The sequence below is a fragment of the Cohnella soli genome, assembly GCF_042655525.1.
In the GTDB taxonomy this organism is placed as follows: Bacteria; Bacillota; Bacilli; order Paenibacillales; family Paenibacillaceae; genus Cohnella; species Cohnella soli.
In genome coordinates, this window is record NZ_JBHSMI010000052.1 from 509,125 (window position 1) to 532,375 (window position 23,251).

Below are 23,251 nucleotides of genomic sequence, written 5' to 3' on the forward strand. Positions count from 1 at the left end.
ACTGCAATGCCTATTATAAAGCAACTTCGGGAATCGAGGGATGAAAATGATCGTTTGCCGAAATTCCGACATGCTGGAAAGCCGCGATTTTCTGTTCTATGCCTCGCCGTACGCGATCGCCCGTAATCAGGCCGTCGAGAAGCACGCGCACGAATTCGTCGAACTGGCTTATGTCGCCGAAGGAGAAGGCGAGCATGAATATCGCGGTCGGAAGCACCTGTTGAAGGAAGGCGACTGTTTCCTGATCGAGCCGAACGAAGCGCATTCATACCGGGTTGGGCCTCATGCGGGGCTGGTGATGTACAACGTGCTGTTTCAGCCCTCGGTATTGAATGTGGAACTGGAGGCGCTGCGGGACGAGGGGCCGTTCGATACTCCTATGCTCCTCGATCCGCCGGGCGGCTTCGATTTCTTCGTCGCGCTGGAGCCCGCCGAACGGCTGGAGATGATGTATTTGCTTGACCGTATCGTTGCTGAATTCAATGTAAAAAAGCTCGGCTACCGGATTCTGATCAAAACGCATCTGATCGATTTGTTCGTCTTCCTCGGCCGTTGCAGCGACCGGAGAAGACAACGGCTGCAGCCGTTTGAAGACGCTCAGGCTGGCGAGGAGAAGATGATCCGCCAAGTATGCGCCTGGATCGAAACGAATTACGACAAGCCGATGACGCTGGAGCGGATCAGCAGGCGGTGCGGCATGCGCAAATCGGCGTTCTCCGCCCTGTTCAAACGGCATACCGGCAAAGCGTTCGCCGATTACTGCAACGGAGTCCGCATTCAAGTGGCGAAGCAGCTGCTGGAGAACGGCGACGATAAGTTGATCCAGATCGCCTCCCAGGCCGGATTCGACAACTGCGGCTTTTTCAATAAATATTTTGCGAGAACGGTCGGCATGGCGCCGGGGCAATACCGCCGCGAGCGCCGGGCCGGGTCACTCCGTTCGGATAAATGAAACGTAAGCGAAAGCGACCAACGCAGGGAGGGTTTTTTCAATGGGAAAAAGCAAGACGCTGCTCGTATGGCTCGCATTAATGCTCGTATTTGCCACGGTTGCCGCCGGATGCCGTTCCGGCTCCGGGGACAAAGGGACGGCCTCGCCGTCCGCTGCCGCCTCGCAGTCCGCGACTGGCGAAGCTTCTCCTTCGGGTGACGGAGGCGGGCAACCGGCGAAGGAGTTGGAAGGAACGATCAAAGTTTCGCTGAACAACGGCAAGCCGGATGTGTGGGGAGCGGTAGGCGAAGCGTACGCGAAGCTGCACCCCAAGGTGAAGGTCGTCATGGACATGAAGCCTACCAATGGGTACAAGGAGTGGCTGACCTCCCAATTCGCCGCGGGCCAGCCGGATGCCGACATCGTGCAGTCCAACGAAGTAAGCGAGCTTTATGGGCAGAAGAAGTTCGTCAATTATTACCCTTACTTCGATAAAGTAAGCCCTTACACGAACAAACCGTGGAAGGACGGCCTCGATCTCGACGCCATGAGCATCAACATGAGCGCGGTCGGCGCGGAAGATGCTCTTTACGTGTTGAATTTTGAAACGATCCAGATCGTCTGGATGTACAACAAAGATATTTTCGCCAAGGTGGGCATCGCTTCGCCGCCGGCCACATTCCGCGAGATGATCGACGATTTCAAGAAAATCAAGGAAGCCGGCTATATTCCGTTCGCCGCGCCCGGCAACGCGCTGTCGCTGTGGAGCGGAACGTCCGCCTGGCCGCTGATGATTTATTCCGACCAATATTTCCGCGACATGGCCAATGTGGTGCGCTCACAGCCTGGCGATTACTCGTACGTGCCGGAAATCGACGACAACTGGAAATACGATCTGGCGGATCCGTACAACGATATCGTCTCGAAGGTGACCGTGAACCCCTTGCGCGCCTGGAAAGCGATCAAGGACAAGACAGGCGGTTACAAGGTTGCCGGGAACCCGGCCTGGAAAGATTTCATGAACAACATCAAAGAGCTGTACTCTTACGCGGAGCCCGGGTTGTTCGCCACCGATTACGATCAGGCCTACAAGCTGTTCCTGACGAGCAAAGCCGCCGTCATGCTCTCGTCACCGGCTTCCATATGGCAGTTGCCCAAAGACTTGAAGGACTCAGCGAAGAACGGAGGAGAAGGCTCGGTTAAGCCGTTCGAGCTCGGATTTTTCAACAATCCCTCAATGGAAGGGGAGCATGTCCTGTCGCCGGCCCGCACGATTGCCGGAGCGATCGGCTTCTACTCAGTCATCGCCAAGGACGCCGCGCAGAACGATCTGAACATGGACTTCCTGATGTTCATCACCAGCCCGCTAGGATACCAGGCGTATGCCGATGCCGTGCAGAAGAGCAACGACGCTTCGCTGGCGGGGCCGCCGGCGCTGAAGGGAATCGAGCTGTCCGAAGATCTGAAGAAGGTGTTCGATCAGTTCCAGCCGATCGGCAAGGTCAACGTATACGCGGACTTGCTGGACCGCGGCCTGTGGGCTTATCAGCCGACCGTACAGATCTACACCGGCAACATCCAGAAGTTCATCCAAGGGGACTTAACGGTCGATCAGTATTTGGACTTGACGCAGCAGATGATCGACAAGTACACGGCGGAAGCGATGCAATCGCAGAAATTGGAATTATCCGATCTGGACCACCCGGAACGCAGACCACCGGAACGGAAATAGCATGAGAAAAGCTATTATCGGCTTGTTGATCTGCTGGTCGGTTCTGCTGCCGGCGGGTTCGGCGCTGAGTTCCGCGCTGGGTTCCGCGCCGTGGACGTTGGACGACAAGGCGGACATTACGTCACTGTCCGTCAGCGAAGACGGCTCGCTCGTCGCCGCGGGCACGCAGAACGCCCAGTCGGTCGTATTCGATGCCGAGGGGCGGCAGAAGTTCGCCGCCCCTGCCGGCAACGTGGTGACGGCGGTGTCCCTGCTGCAGGACGGCCGTCTGCTGGCCGCTTCCGACGACTATCACGTGTATATGTACGACGCGCAAGGGACGCGGATTTGGGATGCGAATTTGAAGAAGCGCGCCAAATCGCTGGCCGCTTCGTCCGACGGCTCAGTCATCGCGGCGATTGCTAAAGGAGACACCGGCGTTCGTTTGCTCGACGCCGGCTCCGGCAACGTGACAAGCAGGATCGACGTCGGCTTTCAGACTAACGTAGTGGCTGTTTCGAGCAACGGAAAATGGATCGCCGCGGGCGGGACCGACCAATACGTCTATTTGATCGGCTCAAGCGGCAAAGTGGAGCGGAAAATCGCGCTGGACGGGATCATCGAATCGATCGGCGTGACCGACGACGGCTCGACGATCGTTGGCGTATCGAACCGGAAGGTTCATTTGTTCACCGCTGGCGGGGAGCCGATCGGCCTCTACCGGACGAAAGACGACGTGACCGGCGTCGCGGCCGCCCCGCAAGGGAAACGGTTCGCCGCCGCCGATTATTCCGGCAACTATTACGTGCTCAGCGACAGCGCCAAGCTGTTATGGAACGCCAAGCCGGACGGGATCGGCCGCCGCGCGGCTTTCAGCACGGACGGCCGTTATCTGGTTACCGCCTCGGGAGACGGCGTTCTGCGCAAGATGGAGCTGTCGGAAATTGTATCGGCGGCCGGAAGGGCCGACGCGCTCCGCCTGACGGCGGCCATCGCCGGAAGCGCACTCGTCCTGCTGATCCTCGCGGTCTGTCTCTACATGATGAAGAAGCGAAACAAGCTCGGCTTGTTTCGCGACATCTGGCGGGAGCGCGGCAGTTACCTGATGATTTTGCCGACATTCGCGCTGCTGATCGTGTTTTTGTACTACCCGGCGTTTTCCGGCTTGTTCCATTCCTTTTACGACTGGATTCCCGGCGGCCGCACGTCGTTCATCGGATGGGACAACTACGAGCGCGCCGCTCGCGACCCGTACGTGGTCAAGGGAATCGGGAATTTGCTGGCGCTGATCGTTACCGGCATCGCGAAGAGCATCGTCCCGCCCTTGATCGTGGCCGAATTCATCTACCATCTGCGCAGCAAGCGGTCTCAATACTGGTTCCGGACGGGTTTCGTCGCTTCGATGGTTATCCCGGCCATCGCGGCGACGCTTATCTGGAAAAATTTATACGACCCGAACCTTGGGCTGATCAACAATCTGCTGGAAGGCATCGGGCTCGGGAACTGGGCCCATCCCTGGCTCGGAGATCCGAAAACCGCTCTCTGGGCGATAATTTTCATCGGATTTCCGTTCGTCGGCATATTGCCGCTGCTTGTGCTGTATGCGGGACTCATCTCCATTCCTTACGAGCTGATCGAGGCCGCCAAAATCGACGGGGCCCGGACGATGCACATTGTACGCTCCGTCCACCTGCCGCTGATCCGGGGCCAGATCAAGCTGCTGCTCGTGCTGTTTTTCATCGCGACGATTCAGGAATTCGGCAGCATCATGCTGCTGACCGGCGGCGGGCCGCTGGATTCCACTTACGTTCCGGCACTGCAGATGTACTTTGCTGCCACGAATTTCCACGCCCTCGGTTACGCGTCGGCGCTTGGCGTGCTGATGTTCCTGATCATAATCGCGATTACGATTCTCAACATGAAATTTTTCAAAACGGATGCGGAGGGGTGATGCCGACATGGGCCTGCGTTTGCGTTTGAGCGGCCGCGATTTCGTACAGTTGTTGCTGTACGCGCTGCTTGCCGTCACCCTGTTTCTGACATTGGCACCGATTTTCTACATGCTGTTCAGCTCGCTGAAGAGCAATTCCCAGATCATCGGCAATTTCTGGTCGCTGCCTTCCCCCGCGGAGTGGGGGAACTATGGCGAAGCCTTCCGTGGCATTGCCCGCTATATGCTCAACACGATCTTATACGCGCTGGCGGGAAGCGGCCTGGTCATTCTGCTGTCGTCGCTGTCCGGTTACGCCTTTGCAAAGCGGAAGTTTCCCGGCAAAGAGTTTCTGTTCCTGCTTATGTTGACGCTGATGATGATTCCCGGCATCTTGACGCTCATTCCTTCCTATGTGCTGTACAGCAGGCTTGGCCTGACCGATACGCCGTGGGTCATCATAATCGCCCACGCGGCGGCCGGCCAAATTATGGGCACGTTCCTGTGTCGGACGTTTATCGCCGGCATTCCTAGCGAATTGTTCGAATCGGCGCGGATGGACGGAGCATCTGAGACGGTCGTTTATTTCCGTATGGTGATGCCGCTGTCGGCTCCGATCATCAGCACCGTGTTCATCATGCAGAGCGTCGCCATTTACAACGATTATATTTGGCCGCTGCTAACGATCAGCGACAACCGGCTGCAGATGCTCGGAGTCGGGCTGACCCTATTTACGAACCAATTCGGTATTTCCGACATGGGCCTGCAATCCGCTGCTTATGCGATTTCTTCCGTTCCGCTTATTCTCGTATTCATGTTCGGAATGAAATACTTTATCCAGGGCGTCACTTCCGGCGCTTTGAAAATGTAGGGAGGATCATCAATGCAAATCGCGCAAAACCGGGTGGCGGAATGGACGTTCGTGTCCGCCAAAGCCTATTCCGACCCGTATCGGGACGTGCAAATCCGGCTGGAAGTCGATGAAGAGGGAGGAACGAGAACCGTTCCCGGCTTCTGGGACGGAGGCTCGACATGGAAAATCCGGTACAGCTCCCCGCGGACGGGAAGTTTCCGGTACCGCACCGTCTGCTCGGACGCTTCCAATCCGGATCTGAACGGAATCGAAGGCATGATCGAAATCGTACCCTACGAAGGCGACAATCCGCTGTACCGCCACGGTCCGATTCGTCGCAGCGCCGACAGCCGATATCTGGAGCACGAGGACGGCAAGCCGTTTTTCTGGCTCGCGGATACGTGGTGGATGAGCTTGACCAAGCGGCTGAAGTGGCCGGAAGAGTATATGGAAGTGCTGAACGACCGGGTCGAAAAAGGGTTTTCGGTCATTCAAATCATTGCCGGCTTGTATCCCGATATGCAGCCGTTCGACGAACGCGGGGCCAACGAGGCGGGATTCCCGTGGGATGAGGAATATAAGACGATCAATCCCGCTTATTTCCAGAAGGCGGACGACCGTATTTACGCTCTGGCGGAAGCAGGCCTCGTGCCTTGCCTGGTCGGCTGCTGGGGATTTTACCTCGGCGTCGCGGGCAAGGAGGCGATCTCGAAGCATTGGGACTACTTGATGGCCCGTTACGGCGCGCTGCCAGTTGTCTGGTGCCTGACCGGAGAAGCGACCATGCCTTTCTATACCAATCCGGTCGTGCTGGATAAAGATAAGCTGGCGGAGTATCAGGAAGCAATCCGTCACGAGTGGACGGACGTCACCCGCCATGTGAAGGAAACCGATCCGTTCGACCGCCTGGTCACGATCCATCCGACGACGTACAGCCGCGAGATGGTCGACGATCCGGCGCTGCTCGATTTCGAGATGCTGCAAACGGGACATAGCAGCTTCATTCATATCCCGAACACGATGAAGCGGGTCCGGGAGGCCGTCGGCATGGAGCCGCGGATGCCCTTCCTCAACTCCGAGGTTTGCTATGAGGGAATCGGCTACTCAAGTCCGCCCGACATTCAGCGCTTCATGTTCTGGGCGTGCGTGCTGAGCGGCGCCTGCGGCCATACGTACGGGGCCAACGGCCTCTGGCAGATCAACGGGATCGACAAGCCTTACGGGGCTCATCCGTACGGAATGGGCTGGGGTGAAACGTCCTGGAAAGAGGCTTATAACCTGCCTGGCTCCTTGCATGTCGGATTGAGCAAAAAATTGCTGGACCGGCTTCCCTGGTGGAAGTTCGAGCCCCATCCGGAATGGCTGGAAGATCTGTCGTACGAGAACGAATTCATCGTTCCATATGCCGCCGGTGCCCCCGGCGAAGCGCGTGTCGTCTTCCTGCCGTTCTGGGAGTTCAAGACGTGGGGCGGCGTCCTGATTCGGCATCTGGAGCCGGATATTAACTATCGCGCCTACTATTACAGCCCGATTACGGGCCAGGAGCACGATCTGGGCGACGTGACGCCCAGCGAGCAGGGCGAGTGGCGCTCCGCCGCGATGCCCGGGTTCCACGATTGGGTGCTCGTGCTCGAAAAGAAGGAAGTTTAAGCGGTCGCCGCAAGTCACCCGCACCAGAAAGGAGGGTTTCACCCGAAATGCAGGAAAAACAGCTGTTCAAAGACCCGCCTTCCGCATTCCGCACGGCTCCGCTTTGGGTATGGAACGACGAGATGACAGAAGGGGAAATCCGGGCGCAGCTCCGGGCAATGAAGGAAGGCGGGATGGGCGGCGGGTTCGTCCATCCCCGTCCGGGGCTCGTCACGGAATATTTGTCGGACGAGTGGTTCCGGGCGTTCGAAATCGCGCTGGACGAAGCTCGCAAGCTGGGCATGCACCTCTATATTTACGACGAGAACTCCTATCCCTCCGGCTTCGCCGGCGGGAAGATCCCGTCCGAGCTGCCGGACTGCTTGTCCCGCTCGGCCGTTCAGCGGTTGTTCGAAGGGGAGGAGGCGGAAAACCACCCATACCGCTTTGCGCACTTCCTCGCCCGGCCCGGTTATCCGATCGCCGCTTACGCTTACGAGCGCAAGGACGGCGTTGTTCGTCTCACGAAGGATTTGAGGGACGTGCCGCCAGCAGAATGGAGCCGTTATGGGGATGGAATTGCCGCGTACGAGTGGCAACCGGCGGAAACGAACTCATGGCTCGGCGGATTCGCATACGTCGATCTGATGCGGCCGGAAGTCGCCAAGCTGTTCATCGAGACGACGCACGAAGCGTATTTCCGCCGCTACGGCGCCGACTTCGGCGGGCTGATCCCCGCCGTATTCACCGACGAGCCGGAAATTTCGCCTGGCAATCTGTTCCGCACGGACGAGGTCGCCGTTCCGTTCAGCTATTGGCTGAACGCCGAGTTTCAGCGCCGAACGGGCTATTCGCTGGCCGAGCATCTGCCTGCGCTGTATCAGGACGTGGAGAGCGAGCTCGGCCACATCGATTGCCGGCAGGTCCGGTACGATTACTACGAAGTGATGCGAGAGCTATGGACCGACAATTTCGTGCGGCCGCTGTCGCAATGGTGCGAGGAACATCGCGTGGCGCTGACCGGCCATTATCTGGAGCATCAATGGCCGATTCCGTGGGCGCGTTTCTCGCCGGCGGTCATGTCGATGTACGAATACATGCAATGGCCGGCGATCGACCTGCTGACCTGCAGCGTCTTGGAGGCGGACGGCACCGACCCGCTGCTCGTCGCCGTCCGCGAGGTGCTGAGCGTCGCCAACCAGCTCGGTAAAAAGCGAACGCTGTGCGAGACGTACGGGGCGGGCGGATGGGACTCGACATTCGCTGACTACAAGCGGATCGGCGACTGGCTGGCAGTGCATGGAATCAACTTCCAGAACCAGCATTTGACTTATTCCTCCATCGTCGGGACGAGGAAGCGAGATCATCCGCAGTCGTTCGATTGGCGCGAGCCGTGGTGGTCGGAATACCGGACGCTGAACGATTATTTCGGCCGGGTCGGTTATCTGCTGTCGCAAGGCAAGGCGGAGCATCGCGTGCTCGTTCTGCATCCTACAACGACGGCTTTCCTGCACGCGGCGACGCCGAACTGGAGCGCGGACGGACTGCCGCTCGAGCCGATGGTCCGACGCTATACCGAGCTCGTGCAGTTTTTATGCGATCATCAGATCGATTTCGATTTTGGCGAGGAATACATCATGCGCGGTCACGCGTCTATTGAAGCTGGGCGGTGGGTCGTCGGCGCGGCCCGCTACGAAGCGGTCGTGCTGCCCTATGGCATGGAGCAGATGAACGCGTCCACGGTCGCGCTGCTGGAGCGGTATTTGCAGGCCGGCGGCGAGTTGCTTGCGCTCGGGGATGCGCCGCGGTACGTGGACGGGAAGCGTAGCGGCCAGGTTCAGGCGCTCGCCGACGCGTATCCGCGGCAGTGGTTGCGACTGGAAGGCTTGGAAGCGCTGCGTTCCGCGATCGGGCGACAGTTGGAGCCTTACATTCGCATTCTGCCGGCGGACGGGGGCGAGGCTATTCCGAAGGGGGTCGCCCATATGCGGCGCTTGCTGCCTAACGGGGCGAGGGTTCATTTTGTCACGAACAGCGGTCCCTGCCCAGTGGAAGGCGTTATGACCGTTAGGGGACATCGCTACGAGCTTTGGGATTTGTGGACGGGGGGTATCGGCGATCGACAGGGTAGCTTGACTTTGGAGGAAGCGGAGGCTGGCGGCGCAAATGCTGCGGTTGAGGAGCGAGAGAGGGTTTATTCGGGCTGCGGTGCCGTTTGCGGGGCAGGATGCTGCATGGCTTGCGGGGTAGATGCAGATGTTCAGGTCGATAGTAACGATCATGCAGATGGCGTTGCGGGAGACCGGTCTGACAGCAACCGCTCTAGCGTTCAAACAACCGAGGGCTGGGTGACGCTGCCGTTCCGGTTGGAGACTTGCGGTTCGCTTTGTTTTGTCGCATACGACGAGCCGCCTGCTTCCGATGCGGCTGCCGCACCGATCCACGTGCCGAACGAAGCGGCACAGCCGACGTCCGTCCCCGCGATTGCTTTGCTGTCGAGGAGACCGGGCGAGAGCGCGACGGATGAGCTTCCCGGCGGCGAACTGCGCATCGTGCGGGCATCGGACAACGTATGGCCGCTGGACTACGCCGACGTTACGGTCGGCAAACGCCAATGGCGTTGCCTGCATACCGTGGAGGCAACCCGCCGCATCTTCCAGGCGCACGGTTTCGAGGCAAATCCGTGGGACAACGCCGTGCAGTACAAACGGCGGCTGCTCGACCGCGACGATTTCCCGCCGGCAAGCGGCTTCACTGCCGAGTACCGTTTTGCGATCGAGGCTTCTGCACTGCCCCAAAGGCTGCGTCTTGTCGTAGAGCGAGCGGCTTACTACCGGTTGGAGGTTAACGGCCAGGAAGTACCGTTCGCCGAGGATGAATCCTGGATGGACCGGCACATCGGAGTCGCGGACATTGCCGGTGCGGTCCGGCCCGGTGACAACGTGATTCGTCTCGTGCTGGCTCCGTTCACGATTTATGCCGAGCTGGAGCCGGTTTATTTGATTGGCGGCTTCGGCCTCAAGCCCGCGGAGCGGGGATTCGTCATGACGGAAGAGCAGCCGCTCGCGCTTGGCTCCTGGAGGGAGCAAGGGCTGCCGTTTTACTCCGATGCGGTGTTCTACCGCAAACAGGTGGAGGTCGCTTCCTTGGCCGAAGGCCGCATATACGCCGAGCTGCCGGCCTGGGCTGGCACGGTCGCCTCTATCATGGTGAACGGCCGTCCGGCAGGGCTGATCGGCATCGGCGAAGGCAGTCGGCTGGACATGACTGGATGGCTGAAGAAAGGGACGAACGAGATCGAAGCGAAAGTGGTCGGCTCGCTCAAGAACGTGTTCGGACCTCACCACCAGCCCGACAAGCTGCGCAAAATCGCCGGTCCGGCTTTTTGGAAGGAAGCCCCGCTGGAAGGCCCTCCGCCAGGAGAACAATACGATACGCTCGATTATGGACTTTTTGAAAATTTTCGTGTCGTCCGATACGGATTGCAGCCATTTGCATCTCGATAAAGGAGCAGGTTTGGCGGCAAACCCCGCAAACGAAGGAGGCGTTACGATGCGAAAACCGAATATTTTGTTCGTGATGGTCGACCAAATGCGCGCTAGCGCGCTTGGAATCGCAGGAGAAGAAGAGGTTCTGACGCCGAATCTGGACGCGTTCGCGCGGGAAGGGACGAGATTCGCCCGTGCGATCTCGAACACGCCGTCCTGTACGCCTGCCCGGGCCAGCGTGTTGACCGGTCTGCACGTGCTGAGCCACGGACTGGTGGCCAATGATGTCCCGCTGCCGACCTGCAAGACAACGATTGCGAACTGTCTGAACGAAGCCGGTTATCATTGCGGCTATATCGGAAAGTGGCACTTGGATATGCACGATCGCGGAACGTTCATCCCTCCGGGGCCGCGCAGGCATGGGTTCGATCACTTCTGGGCTGCGAACAATTGCAACCACGACTATTTCGACGCTTACTACTATTTGAATGACGACCCGGAGCCCAGATGGATCGACGGGTATGAACCCGAAGCACAGACGCGGCTGGCAAGCGAATATATAGCCGCCAATGCGAAAGGGGACCGGCCTTTTTGCCTCTTCCTGAACTGGGGGCCGCCGCACGACCCTTATCTCGACGCGCCGGAAGATTATCTCGCGCTTTATCCGGAAGAGAGGATCAAGCTGAGGCCCAACGCTCCGGAAACCGCGGACAAAAAAATGCTAGGCGGGTACTACGCGCACATCTCCGCGTTGGACGCCTGCTTCGGCAGCCTGATGCAGACGCTGGAACGGACCGGCATCGCGGAAGAGACGATCGTCGTCTTCACCAGCGATCACGGAGACATGCTGTTCAGCCAAAACCAGCTGTTCAAAAGCAAGCCGTGGAACGAATCCGTCAACATCCCGCTCCTCATCCGCTGGCCGAGACACGTTCCCGCCGGCCGCGTGACGGACGGACCGATCGGCCTGACGGACTTCATGCCGACCCTCCTCGGCTTGGTCGGAGCCGCCATTCCCGCGGAAACCGAAGGGGTGGATCTGTCGGCTTTCGTCCTGGGAGACGAGACGGCGGCCCAACAATCGGTATACATCAATTCACCCGTCATTCCGAGGGGTTATCCAAGCATTTTCCCGTTCACGGAATGGTGCGGGGTCGTCACCCAATCCTGCACGTATGCCCGAATGCGCGATAAACCGTGGGTGCTATACGAAGACGATAAGGATCGGTACCAACTGAACAATCTCGCCTTGTCACCAGACCATCGCGAGCTGCAGACGCAACTGGAAGAGGAACTGCAGCGTTGGCTGCAGCGGTTGAACGATCCGTTCGAGTCCAGCGACGAGGTGGCGGCCAAGTATTACAAAGACGGAACGGACGGCATGATGCCATTCTACGAAAACGAGAAGATCGCAACGACCAAAGCGGAGCGCAAGCGGCGCCGATCGTCGGTGTAGCTCGGAGAAGACGGGCAAATCTCATGCTCGCGAAAGCCGAAGCTTGAATGCGGAGGATCCGAAAGTTCGCCGCACAATAGGAAGAATGGAGTGATCGTGATGATGTTCGCACGAAGCAAGTTCAGGCACAACCATCTTGCACGAGCAATTGCCATTGTTTGTCTAGCGGTACTAGCGAGCTTTTCCTGCGCTTTTTTGTTTGTTTTGAAAGCGCACGCGGTTCCGGTCGCCAACGGAAGTTTGGCAGGGGCAGACGACCTGCACAGGGTTTTGCCCAGCCATTCGCAGGTCGGCAGCGAGCGCCAGGATCGATACGTCGGCATCTTTTATTTGACGTGGTCCGGCGAACATGACGGCGCCGATAAAGGACCGTTCGATGTCAAATCGATTCTCGATACTTACCAGGCAACTCATGGCCTAGGGACGATACCGGACTTTACGGACAACGCATGGGGAGTCGGGCATGCGACGGCTCAAGAATGGTATTATTGGGGACGCCCGCTGTTCGATTACTATTTTTCTCAGGATTCATGGGTTATCCGCAAGCATGTGCAGATGCTCACCGATGCGGGCGTCGATTTTCTGATGCTGGATGCCACGAATGGATTTACTTACAAGCCGGTTTACGACAAATTGATGGCGATTCTGGAAGAATACCGCCTGAAAGGGTTCAATGTGCCCAAGATCGTCTTCTATACGACCGCTAACACGGTGAATGTCATGAGAGAGCTGTACAATGACGTTTATGTGGACGACGGCCCGACGGATACGAATTATTATCCCGAGCTGTGGTTCAAGTGGGAAGGCAAGCCTCTGATCATTGGCGACGTTAACAACCTTACGGTGCCTGGCTCCGAGGACCCGGCCGAACCGCTGTCTCAGGAAATATTGGACTTCTTTACGTTCCGCGTGAACCAATGGCCGACGGAGGCGCAGAAGCAAGATGGATTTCCGTGGATGGAATTTACGCGCCCACAAAGGATTTTCAAAGACAGCCAAGGTCAGAACGAGGTCATCAGCGTCTCCGTCGCCCAACACCAGAACACGCTGAAAATGAGCGACAAACCGTTCTACAATTACGGAGTGAACGACGATTACAACTGGGGAAGAAGCTATCATGACGGTGTTCACGAAGAGTATGACGGAGCGACAAAATGGGGGTATAACGTCGCCGAGCAATGGGATTACGCCATCGCCAACGATCCGAAAATCATCTTCATCACGGCTTGGAACGAATGGGTGGCTTTCCTGTTCAATTACGATGCCGCCGATAGCATTCCAACGCCTGCCGGCTTTGCGCCCAATTCCGTCTTTATGGTCGACAGCGCGACGCAGGAATACAGCCGCGATATTGAACCGATGAAGGGCGGCCACGGCGACAACTACTACATGCAGATGATCGACAAGATCCGCGAGTACAAAGGCACGAAGCCGCTCGAAGCTTCCAGCGCCAAGAAAACGATCGCAATCAATACCGATTTCAGTCAGTGGTCTTCGGTTAATCCGAAATTTCAGGACTACACCGGCGACACTCCGAGCCGCAATCATGCGGCATGGGGGACAACGACTTATACGAACGCTACGGGCCGCAACGATTTCGATACCATGAAGGTTGCAAGAGACAATTCCAATGTGTATTTTTACGCCAAAACGGTCGATCCCATCACGCCTTACACAGATTCCAAATGGATGAGGCTGTTCATCGATACGGACGGCGATTTGACCAACGGCTGGAAAGGATATGATTACGTCGTCAATCGCTCCGGCGCCACTTCCACCACGATGACGATCGAGCACAGCACCGGCGGGTGGAACTGGGTGTCGGACGGGACCGTTAGCTACAAGGTGGTCGGCAATGAAATTCATCTTGCCGTTCCTCGCAGCATTCTCGGTCTGAACAATACGTCGGCTCCGTTCACCCTTCAATTCAAATGGTCCGACAATATGCAGACTGACGGGGACATCATGGATTTCTATTCGAACGGGGACGTCGCACCGAGCGGAAGATTGAATTTCGCCTATTCCGAAAACCCGCTCGTTATCGACCAGAACAACAGCACGGGCACGTTCTCCACGGCGAACAGCAGCGATATCCGTTACCAGTACCGGCAGCTGCAGCAATTTGCCGTGTCCGGCAATAAACTGGAGCGCATCGATCTTTGGTTGTACAAAAAAGGCGCTCCTCCCGGAGATCTGAAGGTGGATGTCGTTGCGCTCGATTCGTCGGGAAATCCTGCGCCCGGCGCACCATTATACTCGAAGACGATTGCCCCGTCGCTTGTTTCGACCGTGCTCAATCCCATTACGATAAATCCGAATATAACCGTTGCCAAGGGCGGGACTTACGGCGTGGTCCTGTCATCCCCCGGTTCTCCTGATGCCTTCCTTAACAATGCGTACGGCTATGGTTATATTGACAGCCATCTCTATGCCGGCGGAGTTGAAAAAGTATCGTTAAACAACGGCTCCACCTGGACGACCGTGAACAACAGAAGTTTGAAATTCGCCACCTACGCCAGCAATTTCACGGGAACGCCGGCGGGATTGTCCGCCGGTATCTCAAGCGGGAAAGTCGACCTGAACTGGACGGCATCCGACAACGCCCAAACCTATACGGTCAAGCGAAGCACAACACCTGGCGGTCCGTATTCGACGATTGCTTCGAATCTGTCTTCTCCTCACTATGCGGATTCGTTCTTGATAAACGGAACCACCTATTACTATATCGTTACGGCGCAGAACAGCAGTCTGGGGGATAGTCTCCCTTCCGCGGAATTGCCGGCAACGCCGGTTCTGAACATCGATCAGGACAATTCCCTGGGCACATTCAGCACGGCAAGCAGTACGGATATTCGCGACAAATACTGGCATTTGCAAACCTTTACCGCTTCGAGCACATCGCTGACGGATGTCGAATTATGGTTGTACAAAAACGGTTCACCGGCCGGACTGCTGAATTTCGCCGTGTATGCGATCAACGGTTCGAACGTCCCGACAGGCGCTGCCCTGTACCAGACGCCTCTGTCTCCCGCATCCATTCCGGGCACGCTGGGGAAAGTCACGTTGCATCCCAACTTGACAGGTCTGACTCCTGGAGGAAAGTACGGATTCGTCCTCTCGTCGCCGAGCACGCCCGATGCCGGTCTGATCAATGCGTACGGTTATGCTTATAACGACAATGCCATCTACAGCAATGGGATCGAGCGCTTGTATGACAGCAGTACCGGCGTATACACGACCGTCCCCAATCGAAGCCTGAAATTCAAAACCTATAGCAATGCCATCGTGACGACAGTCGATCAAAACAACAGCACGGTCACTTTCTCCACCACCAACAGCAGCGATATTCGCGACATCTACAAGCAACTGCAGACGTTCAAAGTTTCAAGTACGACTTTGCCGAGGCTGGATGTATGGTTGTACAAAAACGGCGCGCCCGCCGGCAATTTGGTCCTGGAAGTGGTCACCCTTAACGGCAGCAATGAACCGAATACGACATTGTTCAGCCAGAAGATCGACTCCGGCCTGATCTCTTCGACATTGAGTCCGGTGGAGATCCATCCGAACCTGACCGGATTGACCCAGGGAGGGACTTATGGAATCGTCCTTTCATCCCCAAACACGGCGAATGCCGGATTAAGCAACGCATACGGTTACGGGTACAATGACAGCAATATTTATACGAAAGGTATCGAACGCGTCTACCTGGGGCCGTCCAGTGGCGGCTGGACAACGGTGAACAATCGCAGCCTGAAATTTAAGACGTATCGATAAGGATTGAAGTCTTGATCTGTCGTTCTTAATCCACATGAATCACAAGATATTGCTTGCGGTATTCTCCAGGCGTGAACGACGTTAGGCGTTTGAACAAACGTATAAATTAATTGTGATCCTGGAAACCGCATTGCTCTCCGATTTGGACTAAGGAAAGCTCAGATTGCGCCAAAAAACGCTTTGCTCGATCTATCTGCAAACGATGCCGGTATTGCATCGGGCTCATCCCCGAATATTGCTTCAAGCATCGCGCCAAATAATCGAAATGGTAGTGCAGGTCCAGCTCCATTCTTTCAGAGTCGAAAGGGAGTTCCAAGCAGCCCGCTAGGTATGAAGCCACCTTTTCACCAAGAAAAAAGGATCTGGCTTGCGGGCTGCTTTTTCGCATACCATTTTGTAATAAAGTGAGAAGTTGACCAAACAGAGTTTGCAGTTCGAAGGAACGATATTGCGTAAGCTGTCTGTGCAATTTAAGCATATCTGTCAATAGCGGTACGACTGAACGCAAATCAATAGTAGCGAATTTGGGAATATCGATCATGCCAGGTTTAAATTCTGTATCCTGTTCCGTCGCGATGAGCAAAGGCTGCTGCCAGTTGTTTTTGTCCACCAGCAACGGCTTCGAAGGCAGCGGATATTGAAAATGAATCCAATACACCTCGGTTTCCGTTTCTGTCGGGCGGTAGCCGCGATGTACTTTCCCTGGCTCGAGAACTAACATCATGCCTTGACCGATGTCATATTGGATTCCATTCTCCTCCATAAATAACGTGCCTTTGGAGCAAACAATCAAGTCGAAGCATGTATGACTCCAGACTGCCATATCGTATGACCGACTGCAGCTATCAGAGGAAAGGGAGGTACTTGCAACTCAAGAACGAGCATTTCATCACCTAGGTATATAGGATGTAGATATTGTAGGATAATAAGTCGATATTGTCAGCTGAATCAAGCTTTTCCATCATGTAGAGTGGTAGATATCATATGATAGTTAGTCTATCCTTGGGAGTGAGATATTATCATGAATCATGAAGAACTGTTAGGGCGACAACGTTGCTTTGTGAACCAAAGATTCGGGATGTTCATCCACTTTAATAGCGCGACGTTCCAGTTTGCCGATTCGGAGATCAACGACTGGGAATATGATCATGAGAATGGAGATGAGCCTCGCAGATTTGTATTTGATCCGAAAGACTGGAATCCTGAGCAACTGGATTGCAAGCAGTGGTCCAAAGCAGCTAAATCGGCTGGCATGAAATTCGCAGTGTTGACAGCGAAGCACCATGAAGGATTCAGTTTATGGTCAACCCGATATACAGAACATTGCATTCGAAATGCAACCAACAAACGGGATGTCGTAAAAGAATATCTGCAAGCTTTTAAACAAGAAGGGATCACAACGGGACTTTATTTCTCTATGCTGGACCTGCATCATCAAATAGGCCGAAAAAAATGCACGCCGGAACATAAGCAGTTCATTAAAAATCAGCTTGAAGAACTGTTGACCGACTATGGTGACATTCCTTTCCTGATTATCGATGGCTGGAATGCTCATTGGGGTGGTCCTAATTATGAAGAGCTGCCTTTCGAAGAAATTGACGCATGGGTCAAGCAACTGCAGCCGCAGTGTCTGTTGATGAATATTAGCTGTGAATCCAATCTAGATCATACAGATGTCGTTTTTTATGAAAATGCGGCCGGACAAGAAATAGAGGATTCATTTGCTGGCCCTGGCGCGAGCTGTAATGTTTTAACCGACACCTGGTTCTGGAGAACGTCAGATTCGACCCTTGACCTCAGAACGACAGACTGGGTACTGGAAAAGGTCCGAGATGCAAACCGACATAATGTGACGTTTCTATTAAATGGCGCCCCGAATCAGTGTGGCTTGTTGGATGATAACGTTATAAACCGCTTTAGAGATATCGGAGCACGATATCGACAGCCTGCGGATCTCACTGAGATTCCTGAGAACTGGTTAATTAGATGAATATTGGCATTGATTTTTTGTTTTTCTTGAAAACACCTCTCATTATCATGAAAGAGATGGTATAGTATGTGTATCTGTTTATATGGAATCGTTACCATATAGATGGTGTACAACTTCTCTTCGAGACAAATCACGATATTGGAGGTACGTATGACCCAGTCTAGGTTTAACGGAACGATTAGTCGCGATGCGCTGGAAAGCTACCTTTCGCGAGCGGTCACGGCCGCGGATCTGGTCAACAGTACGACGTTGGACGACGATTTGCGCATGATCGGCAACATTGGCGCCAAGTTTCTTGGCCGTGCTTCGGGCGTGTGGCTGCTGGAACCGGATGATGACGCGCATTTCCGGAACTCTCAGACTCTTGCGGAACGCGTGCATGAGGTCGACCCGGACATTATGTTGCAGACGTGCATTTTTGAAGCCGTTTACAGCGGCGTGGAAACCATTGAAATACCGGCTTGGGTTTTCGATGCGTTTCAATTGCCGGTCGAACGGCGTACGTTCCGTTATTCGGACATGCTGTTCGATTCGAAACCGAAAGGATTCGTGTGGGATGGGGACGGCGGCATTCCGAACATGAATAAGCTGGAGACGCAGCTATGGTTCTTCTACAGGGCTGCGCGTTATATCGACGCCGGATACGAAGCGATCCATATGGGACAAGTCCATCTATATACCGCAGAAGACAACGGATTTAAGAAAACAATCGCTTTGTTCCAGAAGATAAGGGACTATGCCAGAGCCCATGCAAGACGAGGCATCGTATTGCTTGACGCGCATACGCACGGGGTGAATATTAACGGCACGTTATTGTTTGATTTTCATTCCATGCCCTATTCGCGGATGCCGATCTTGGATCAGACTGGAGAAAAGCTCGCATTAGTGCTAGAGGGATTCAGCGAAGGCGGCGTAACGCCAAGCGGCTGGAGCTGCGATACCTTGCCGATGCTGATGGAGCTCGATAATTGGGGAGGAAAGTTCTTCAGCGAAAGCGACGGCTTCCCGTATGAGCGCCGAGCCTGGAAGGAATGGTGGGGCTACGATCAGATTGCATGGTTTGCCTCGCAGGATCCAGAGAGCCGCAATCATTTCTTGGCTTATGCCTTCAAGTGGACGGCCGTGAACAACATCCATGCTTACTTGCAAATGCCGATCCGCAGAACATTGGGCAGCTGCCAAATCTCGATGCCAGCAAGCGGCGGAGGCGAAGGGGTAACGGACTGCTATCAAGCTAATCAGGCAAGCACCGGGTGTCCGTTCGGATTCGGTCAAGAAGAGACGATCAAGAAGATTTGGCAATCGGAGCACAATCTCCGTGGCCAAGCAAGCAACCCGATACCCAATTCACCCTTTGGTGCAACGAACGACTTCGATCCGGAGACCGGCGTCAAGCTTCCGGCCCGCGTCATTCTGTACGGCAGCTTCCAGCACCAGGTCGGTGCGATCAGTAATGATTCCAACAGTGAGACAACCCGCATGTATTATGCAGGGAAAGGTATTTACCGTCGCACGTTCGTTTTTCCGTTCCGAGGAGAGTTCGATTATGCGGTAGCTCCTTACGGAACCTTGTCTCAGACGTTTTCGATCGACAATTACCCTCGAAGCGGATCTTCGAACAAATCGATATTGATCGTAGAACGGGATAACGAGGTTGTTGAATTTGTATTCGACTTCGCCAAACGGCAACTTACCACTCGTGTAGTCGAAGGCCTATAATCCTTGGAAAGACGGAGCAGCAGCTGGTCACAAAGATCGGCTGCTTTTTCATTGGAAGACGGGAATTTCCGATTCTAATGTTACCGTTAACATTCACTAGCATTTCATTAATTGGCTTGATATAATCAAGCACATGGAAGCGGCATTAGGAAGATCAGGTTATCGTTAACATGAGGTAAAAGGGATCTTGATTCCATTTTTTGTTCATTCGATCTGGAATCGATACCAGCATTGTTTTTTTTACAGAGATCGAGAGGCCGCATTGAGAAAATATTCCTTATGAGGATGTGCAGCATGGAACTATTCATTCAATCTGCAGCAGAAATTAAGCCTTCGGAACGACAGCTGGCATGGCAACAAATGGAGTTCTATGGATTTATTCATTTTACCGTGAATACGTTTACGAATTTAGAGTGGGGGCGGGGGGATGAAGATCCTGCCATTTTCAATCCAAGCGCATTGGACGCGGCTCAATGGGTGGAAGTTTGTAAATCGGCCGGCATGAAGGGGCTGATCCTAACCTGCAAGCATCACGATGGATTTTGCCTGTGGCCGAGCCGTTACACCGATCATTCCGTCAAGAGCAGCCCGTGGAGGGGAGGAAACGGCGATCTGGTTCGCGAGGTTGCCGATGCTTGCCGCGCCGGCGGTATACGCTTCGGCATCTACTTGTCCCCATGGGATATGCATGAACCGACCTACGGAGACTCAGAAGTGTATAACACATTTTTCATGAATCAGCTTCGGGAGTTATTAACCGAATACGGCGATATTTTCTGCGTTTGGTTCGATGGAGCTTGCGGAGAGGGACCTAACGGGAAGAGACAGATATATGATTGGGATAGTTATTACCGGCTTATTCGAGAGCTGCAACCCGGCGCTGTAATATCCGTTTGCGGGCCGGACGTACGCTGGTGCGGCAATGAAGCCGGCCATACGCGCACTTCCGAATGGAGCGTCGTACCTGCGAGTATGCAGGACAACGAGAAGATTCATGAAAATTCGCAAAAAGTAGATGACGGAGAATTCGCCAAGCGAGTGAACTCGCATGAAGATGATCTTGGGAGTCGAGAAGTGATACGAAACGCGGGTAGCGGACTTATTTGGTATCCCGCTGAAGTCAACACTTCGATCCGGCCAGGATGGTTCTATCACTCTGAAGAGGATAACCAGGTTAAGTCTCTTAACGAACTCATGAAAGTTTATTATGGGGCCGTAGGAGGGAATGCTGCGTTTCTGCTGAACTTGCCGCCGGATAAACGTGGATTGATACACGAGAATGATGCGCTGAGGATGAAAGAGCTTGGGCAGGTCATTCAGGGGACCTTTCAGCACGACTTGTGTAAGGGGGCGGTTGTCAGTGCGATCTCCTCGCATGAAGACGCTTTGCACCCTGCGAATCATGTGTTGGACGGAAATCCGGACACTTTCTGGTGCCCTCCGGAAGGGACGGAGCAAGCGGCGATCGTCATCGATCTGCAGGAGGAGAAGGCGTTCGACCATATCGTTCTGAAGGAACATATCCGGATAGGTCAACGAATTGAATCCTTTGATCTTGAGTGGAAAGATGGAGACGAATGGAAACCGCTAGCCCAAGGAACAGTCGTCGGGTATAAACGCATTTGCCGGTTCGACAAAGTCAATGCACGACATATTCGACTCTCCATAACGTCTTCGCGATGGCAGCCGACGCTGGAAAGCTTCCAAGTATATAACAGTCCATCAATTGAGGAGTAAATTGAGAATGACTAGTGTTCCATTGAAGTTTAGAGAGAACGGTACATTTAAAATCGTGCAGTTTACGGATATGCATATCAAGGATGGACGGATAGAACCGGAAAAGGATGACCGAACGCTAACGCTCATGCAGTCCATTATGGCAGAGCAGAAGCCGGATCTGATCGTTCTTACAGGCGATGTGATATCCAGCTACGATGTAGAGGATCAGGAAAAAACTTTCCGCAGGGCGATTGCGGGTGTCGTTCAAACAGGTATTCCATTCGCCGTCATTTATGGTAATCACGATTCGGAGAAGGGAATTACGCGTCAGCGCTTGAACGAAATCGTGAAAGAGTACGCAAGCAACTTAACGGAGGACGGACCTGAAGATATCCATGGCGTAGGCAACTATATTCTGACAGTTGCTGGTTCAAGGAATGATGAGGCTGCGGCTATTATGTATTTCTTTGATTCGGGCGATTCCGCGCCGGAGCCCATCGGGGGATACGAGTGGATTCACCCGGATCAGGTCCAGTGGTATAGAATGGAATCTACCAAGCTCGCACAGAAGAATAGCGGCCCGCTGCCTGGACTCGCATTTTTTCATATTCCAATACCGGAATACGAGCAAACTTGGCAGGATGGTACGATTAATGGAATTAAAGGTGAGAAGGTTTGCTGTCCTAAGTTGAATAGCGGTTTATTTACGGCTATGCTGGAACAAGGGGATGTCATGGGAACCTTCGCCGGACATGATCACGATAATGATTTTATCGGGGAGCTTCATGGCATTCAGCTATGCTACGGCAGGGTTACCGGATATAATACTTATGGGAAGTTGGAGCGCGGGGCAAGAGTCATCACCTTGCATGAAGGGAAGCGCGAGTTTGACACTTGGATCGTATAGGAGAATATCAACCCCCAACAGAAGCCGCATAAAAATCGCGGCTTTTTTTTTGTTATCCAAGCCGCTTCCAGGCAACAAAATGGTTGCGAGGGAAGCGGCTCAGTTTATCATCGGCTCTGATCAACGAGAAAGCATTCGTTCTTTTGTCTTACATCGTAATCAAATAATCGCGACCCAAATTGTTATCGTAGTAATGGGTGCCGTTAGCTAAATAATCGACATAGAACTTGACAGTCTGCCCAGAGGACAATCCCGTGATCTGGAATGTCCAATACTCATATGAAAAATGCGGAGTAGAGTAGCTGGCGGTCACACTGCTCGAGGTTGCCCAGTTGTTCGTGGTATACACGATCGTTACTGTCTTTGTAGGGCTGAGATTTTTTAAAGTAACAGTGCCGTTAATGGAAGTGGAAGAACTTATCTGCGCGTTGGTTATCAGAGCGGACTTGGCTAGCACAACATCGCTTGCTCCAGACAGCGGATCGGAACTGATACTGAAATTATTGCCGCCATTATTGTCGTAATACGTCTGGCCGTTCACCGTATATTGGATGTAAAAGGTTGCTCCCGTAACACCTGTCAACGTGTTGGAGAACTCCCAGTTCTCGTAGCCCGCTCCGGCGGAGCCGACATAATAAGCGTCAGCAAGCTTCGTTCCGGAAGCGCTATACACCTGTACTACTTTTGTATAAGCGATGTTTTGCACTTCTATTTGTCCCTTAAACGTAACATTGCTTGTGCCCACAATTTTGGTCACGCTGGCATTTAGCAGGCTGACTTCAGTCGTACCTGCCCCAGCTATTCCGGTTGGCATAACGATAGCTAGCAAAATAAGTGCCGAAAGCGCAATTTGCAGCAGTTTCTTTTGAATCATTATGAATTCCTCCTTAAAATTGGGATGAGCCGATGATGCATTCATTATATTTCTAAAAAAAGTTATTGTATGTCGAAGTATGGAATATCGGCGCAAGATGCATGTACGATGGTATAATTTAGAAGGGAATAAGGTCCTCGAATGGAGATGGTGTTTTTGAAAAGCACCTTTTTCGGGTTGATTGCTTCAGTGGGATGTATCGTTTTGAGTTGTATTTTTTTATTTTGGAATCCTTATTCGAGAACTCAGTTGAATAAAGAAACGCTCATA

The 23,251-nt window shown here is 54.1% G+C and carries 14 protein-coding genes; 12 read left to right on the forward strand and 2 right to left on the reverse strand.

Annotated elements, in window-relative coordinates; genetic code table 11:
- Positions 1 to 40: 40 nt before the first annotated feature.
- The 8 genes from ACFPOF_RS26250 to ACFPOF_RS26285 all read left to right on the forward strand — a co-directional run bounded on the left by ACFPOF_RS26250 (position 41) and on the right by ACFPOF_RS26285 (position 15,772).
- Positions 41 to 952 (forward strand): AraC family transcriptional regulator, encoded by a 912-nt coding sequence (locus ACFPOF_RS26250; protein WP_378138288.1) that lies wholly within the window; start codon positions 41 to 43, stop codon positions 950 to 952.
- Positions 953 to 992: 40 nt separating this feature from the next.
- Positions 993 to 2,663, forward strand: coding sequence for an ABC transporter substrate-binding protein (locus ACFPOF_RS26255; protein WP_378138290.1), 1,671 nt, complete (start codon positions 993 to 995; stop codon positions 2,661 to 2,663).
- Position 2,664: 1 nt separating this feature from the next.
- Positions 2,665 to 4,593 (forward strand): ABC transporter permease subunit, encoded by a 1,929-nt coding sequence (locus tag ACFPOF_RS26260; protein ID WP_378138292.1) that lies wholly within the window; start codon positions 2,665 to 2,667, stop codon positions 4,591 to 4,593.
- Positions 4,594 to 4,600: 7 nt separating this feature from the next.
- Positions 4,601 to 5,443: a carbohydrate ABC transporter permease gene (locus ACFPOF_RS26265; protein ID WP_378138294.1), complete on the forward strand. Its 843-nt coding sequence runs from the start codon at positions 4,601 to 4,603 to the stop codon at positions 5,441 to 5,443.
- Between the two features lie 12 nt (positions 5,444 to 5,455).
- Positions 5,456 to 7,075, forward strand: coding sequence for a glycoside hydrolase family 140 protein (locus ACFPOF_RS26270; RefSeq protein ID WP_378138296.1), 1,620 nt, complete (start codon positions 5,456 to 5,458; stop codon positions 7,073 to 7,075).
- 47 nt (positions 7,076 to 7,122) lie between these two features.
- Entirely contained in the window at positions 7,123 to 10,560 is a 3,438-nt protein-coding gene (locus ACFPOF_RS26275) for a glycosyl hydrolase (RefSeq protein ID WP_378138298.1), read from the forward strand.
- A 46-nt stretch (positions 10,561 to 10,606) separates the two neighbouring features.
- A complete protein-coding gene (locus tag ACFPOF_RS26280) occupies positions 10,607 to 11,998 on the forward strand; it encodes a sulfatase family protein (RefSeq protein WP_378138300.1) in 1,392 nt (463 codons plus the stop codon).
- A gap of 90 nt (positions 11,999 to 12,088) precedes the next feature.
- Positions 12,089 to 15,772, forward strand: coding sequence for a hypothetical protein (locus tag ACFPOF_RS26285; RefSeq protein WP_378138302.1), 3,684 nt, complete (start codon positions 12,089 to 12,091; stop codon positions 15,770 to 15,772).
- A 106-nt stretch (positions 15,773 to 15,878) separates the two neighbouring features.
- Here the strand turns inward: ACFPOF_RS26285 and ACFPOF_RS26290 are convergent, their stop codons facing one another.
- Positions 15,879 to 16,595: a helix-turn-helix domain-containing protein gene (locus ACFPOF_RS26290; RefSeq protein ID WP_378138304.1), complete on the reverse strand. Its 717-nt coding sequence runs from the start codon at positions 16,593 to 16,595 to the stop codon at positions 15,879 to 15,881.
- A gap of 198 nt (positions 16,596 to 16,793) precedes the next feature.
- Here ACFPOF_RS26290 and ACFPOF_RS26295 point away from each other — a divergent pair, with 198 nt between their 5' ends.
- The 4 genes from ACFPOF_RS26295 to ACFPOF_RS26310 all read left to right on the forward strand — a co-directional run bounded on the left by ACFPOF_RS26295 (position 16,794) and on the right by ACFPOF_RS26310 (position 22,107).
- Positions 16,794 to 17,762 carry an alpha-L-fucosidase gene (locus ACFPOF_RS26295; protein ID WP_378138306.1) on the forward strand — a complete coding sequence of 323 codons (969 nt, stop codon included), beginning with the start codon at positions 16,794 to 16,796 and terminating at the stop codon, positions 17,760 to 17,762.
- 150 nt (positions 17,763 to 17,912) lie between these two features.
- Complete coding sequence (locus ACFPOF_RS26300; RefSeq protein WP_378138308.1) at positions 17,913 to 19,481, forward strand: hypothetical protein; 1,569 nt, start codon at positions 17,913 to 17,915, stop codon at positions 19,479 to 19,481.
- Between the two features lie 294 nt (positions 19,482 to 19,775).
- The gene (locus tag ACFPOF_RS26305) at positions 19,776 to 21,218 is read left to right on the forward strand and encodes an alpha-L-fucosidase (protein ID WP_378138310.1); all 1,443 of its coding nucleotides are present in this window, start codon (positions 19,776 to 19,778) and stop codon (positions 21,216 to 21,218) included.
- 7 nt (positions 21,219 to 21,225) lie between these two features.
- Positions 21,226 to 22,107, forward strand: a complete 882-nt coding sequence (locus tag ACFPOF_RS26310; protein ID WP_378138312.1) for a metallophosphoesterase family protein — start codon at positions 21,226 to 21,228, stop codon at positions 22,105 to 22,107.
- Positions 22,108 to 22,255: 148 nt separating this feature from the next.
- Here the strand turns inward: ACFPOF_RS26310 and ACFPOF_RS26315 are convergent, their stop codons facing one another.
- Positions 22,256 to 22,981 (reverse strand): hypothetical protein, encoded by a 726-nt coding sequence (locus ACFPOF_RS26315; protein ID WP_378138314.1) that lies wholly within the window; start codon positions 22,979 to 22,981, stop codon positions 22,256 to 22,258.
- Positions 22,982 to 23,251 lie beyond the last annotated feature (270 nt).